The 2,864-nt window shown below is 35.6% G+C and carries 5 protein-coding genes; all 5 read right to left on the bottom strand.

Translation table 11 applies throughout. From position 1 onward, the window contains the following. Window positions 1–100 precede the first annotated feature (100 nt). From FTV09_RS17400 to FTV09_RS17385, 5 genes are read right to left on the bottom strand one after another with little or no spacing between them, the layout of a single operon-like run. Complete coding sequence (locus FTV09_RS17400) at window positions 101–823, bottom strand: putative type VI secretion system effector (protein WP_180058980.1); 723 nt, start codon at window positions 821–823, stop codon at window positions 101–103. Next, entirely contained in the window at window positions 823–1,584 is a 762-nt protein-coding gene (locus tag FTV09_RS17395; RefSeq protein WP_180058979.1) for a putative type VI secretion system effector, read from the bottom strand. The genes FTV09_RS17400 and FTV09_RS17395 overlap by 1 nt, the downstream gene beginning before the upstream one ends. Continuing rightward, entirely contained in the window at window positions 1,584–1,775 is a 192-nt protein-coding gene (locus FTV09_RS18265; protein ID WP_306669510.1) for a hypothetical protein, read from the bottom strand. The genes FTV09_RS17395 and FTV09_RS18265 overlap by 1 nt, the downstream gene beginning before the upstream one ends. Further along, window positions 1,772–2,350: a hypothetical protein gene (locus FTV09_RS17390; RefSeq protein WP_306669509.1), complete on the bottom strand. Its 579-nt coding sequence runs from the start codon at window positions 2,348–2,350 to the stop codon at window positions 1,772–1,774. Before FTV09_RS17390 ends, FTV09_RS18265 begins: the two co-directional genes overlap by 4 nt. After that, window positions 2,347–2,673 (bottom strand): hypothetical protein, encoded by a 327-nt coding sequence (locus tag FTV09_RS17385; protein ID WP_180058978.1) that lies wholly within the window; start codon window positions 2,671–2,673, stop codon window positions 2,347–2,349. Before FTV09_RS17385 ends, FTV09_RS17390 begins: the two co-directional genes overlap by 4 nt. Window positions 2,674–2,864 lie beyond the last annotated feature (191 nt).

The following is a 2,864-nucleotide window of genomic DNA, read 5'->3' as shown; positions in this document are numbered from 1 at the left end:
CGCGACTCATAAGTGCTCGGTTATATGCGGGCCAATTGGTTGTGCGGTAGATTTTGTGTGCAGGCTTCTTCATTTGAAAATTATATCGCTGAAAAAGCCTTTACAGATAGGTTTGTGCAACAAAGCCTTCATAAACTGATTCTAATATTAATTTTGCATTATCATCTTGATGTCGAGCCGTCAGTAAATAAATCTCTTCTGGATTTTTAAACCCGTACATCTTAAAAACTTGTTCTGACTTTTCATTCATATGGCGTAATGAGTTAAATGCATTTTTAACAATAAACATAAAAATAAAATAAAATAAAAATAAACAGCCTCCCCAAAGCAATAAATTGTCTATTGAATAATCATTAGGCACAATAATCCAAACAATAACTATTACTACAAAGCCAATTGCATACCAAACTCTCCCACCTTTCATCATTGACTTATATGCAGGTTTATCGGCTGCACCCATTCCGACTTGCATATGCAATAACCCCGTTTTTGGACTAAGTACTGAAGATAACTCATATATATTCGGTGCAATTTGTCGAGCAATACAAATGACATATTCACCTGTTTCAAACAGACCGCGGTGAAACTGACCCACACAGACTTTGCCCTCTATGCTCATCACCACGGTTTGGATATGTAAACGGCTCTGTGTGGCTAAAAAAACTGTTTGTGCACCCAATGAAACACTACCAGCCACTGTACTTAAAATCGCTGAAGACTTGATTAAGTTATCCCCAGCCCCCCCCAAAGTATTTAACACACCATTATGGATTTCTAGCGCTTCAATACGACCTTCAAATTTCACCAAATCATATAAATACATTAATTATTCTTTTCTTGTTCTGCTATATAAACTTCAGGATATGGGTCATAATCAATCGCTCTACGGTATTCATAAACCGATTCTAATATTAATTTTGCATTATCATCTTGATGTCGAGCCGTCAGCAAATAAATCTCTTCTGGATTTTTAAACCCATACATTTTAAAAACTTGTTCTGACTTTTGATTCATATGGCGTAATGAGTTAAATGCATTTTTAACAATAAACATAAAAATAAAATATGTGATAAAACAGACTATTGTTAAAATTAGAAACATCTCCTTAGTTAATTCACCAGTAAATATAAATAGTAAAAACATACAAACTATACTAATCATGTACCAGACTCTCCCACCCTTCATCATTGACTTATATGCAGGTTTATCGGCTGCACCCATTCCGACTTGCATATGCAGTAACCCCGTTTTTGGACTAAGTACTGAAGATAACTCATATATATTCGGTGCAATTTGTCGAGCAATACAAATGACATATTCACCTGTTTCAAACAGACCGCGGTGAAACTGACCCACACAGACTTTGCCCTCTATGCTCATCACCACGGTTTGGATATGTAAACGGCTCTGTGTGGCTAAAAAAACTGTTTGTGCACCCAATGAAACACTACCAGCCACTGTACTTAAAATCGCTGAAGACTTGATTAAGTTATCCCCAGCCCCCCCCAAAGTATTTAACACACCATTATGGATTTCTAGCGCTTCAATACGACCTTCAAATTTCACCAAATCATATAAATACATTAATTATTCTTTTCTTGTTCTGCTATATAAACTTCAGGATATGGGTCATAATCAATCGCTCTACGGTATTCATAAACCGATTCTAATATTAATTTTGCATTATCATCTTGATGTCGAGCCGTCAGCAAATAAATCTCTTTTGGATTTTTAAATCCATACATCTTAAAAACTTGTTCTGACTTTTCATTCATATGGCGTAATGAATTAAATGCATTTTTAACAATAAACATAAAAATAAAATAAAATAAAATAAAATACTAGCTACAGCTAAAATTAAAAACATTTGCTGGGTAAGATCACCATTAAATATAAAAATTAAAAAAACTCCAATAACACTAATTGCATACCAGACTATTCCACCTTTCATCATTGACTTATATGCAGGTTTATCGGCTGCACCCATTCCGACTTGCATATGCAGTAACCCCGTTTTTGGACTAAGTACTGAATATAATTCATATACATTGGGTTCAATTTGCTTAGCAATACAAATGACATATTCATTTGCTGCTAACAATGCACGGTGAAACTGACCCACACAAACTTTGCCACCTATGTTCATCACCACAGTTTGGATATGTAAACGGCTTTGCGTGGCTAAAAAAACCGTTTGTGCACCTAATGAAACGCTACCAGCAACCGTACTTAAAATCGCTGAAGACTTAATGAGATGATCTCCTGCTCCCCCCAATGTATTCAGTACACCATTATGTATTTCTAACGCTTCAATACGACCTTCAAACTTCACCAAATCATACATATTCACACACTCACTACCGCTTTTACAAACTCTTGATACTCTTCATCTTCATTTTTAAAAGGCGTCTCTTTACTATTTGCTTTCCTAAAAGGTGTTTTTTGACACCAATCTTCAAATGCATTATCCAGTACATAGTTTTTTAGACCATACTCTAAAGCCACCAACACAACTGAAAACACAGTCAAACCCGCAACTACACGTGCGCCAGCAAGCGCAGCAACAACAGCATTTGAAGAAAATCTTAGCGCTGTCCGATTAAATATACCTTTTCCGATATGCGGAGCAACTGAACTTGCTAATACACCAGCTTGCCCTACAGTTAAAGCCAAACTAGTTAAAAGCCTTACAGATGAAATGAGCATTATTGTCGTTGAGTTTGTTTCTTTAATATTCTAGGACTTACGCATTGACGGATTCAAAAAAGTATTAAAATACTTTATAAAGTATCTGTGATCAGACGAATTAAACATGCTTCTACAGCAACTTGTACATTACCCATTTATATGGGCTTTCTCATGAC

Source organism: Acinetobacter sp. YH12227 (genome assembly GCF_013417785.1).
GTDB lineage: Bacteria > Pseudomonadota > Gammaproteobacteria > Pseudomonadales > Moraxellaceae > Acinetobacter > Acinetobacter gandensis.
Note: the sequence above shows the minus strand (reverse complement) of the source record. Positions and strands in the feature narration are given on the sequence as shown.

Coding starts and splice junctions, on each gene's coding strand:
- FTV09_RS17400 (WP_180058980.1), bottom strand. CDS start 823: ATGTATTTATATGATTTGGTGAAATTTGAAGGTCGTATTGAAGCGCTA.
- FTV09_RS17395 (WP_180058979.1), bottom strand. CDS start 1,584: ATGTATTTATATGATTTGGTGAAATTTGAAGGTCGTATTGAAGCGCTA.
- FTV09_RS18265 (WP_306669510.1), bottom strand. CDS start 1,775: ATGAATGAAAAGTCAGAACAAGTTTTTAAGATGTATGGATTTAAAAAT.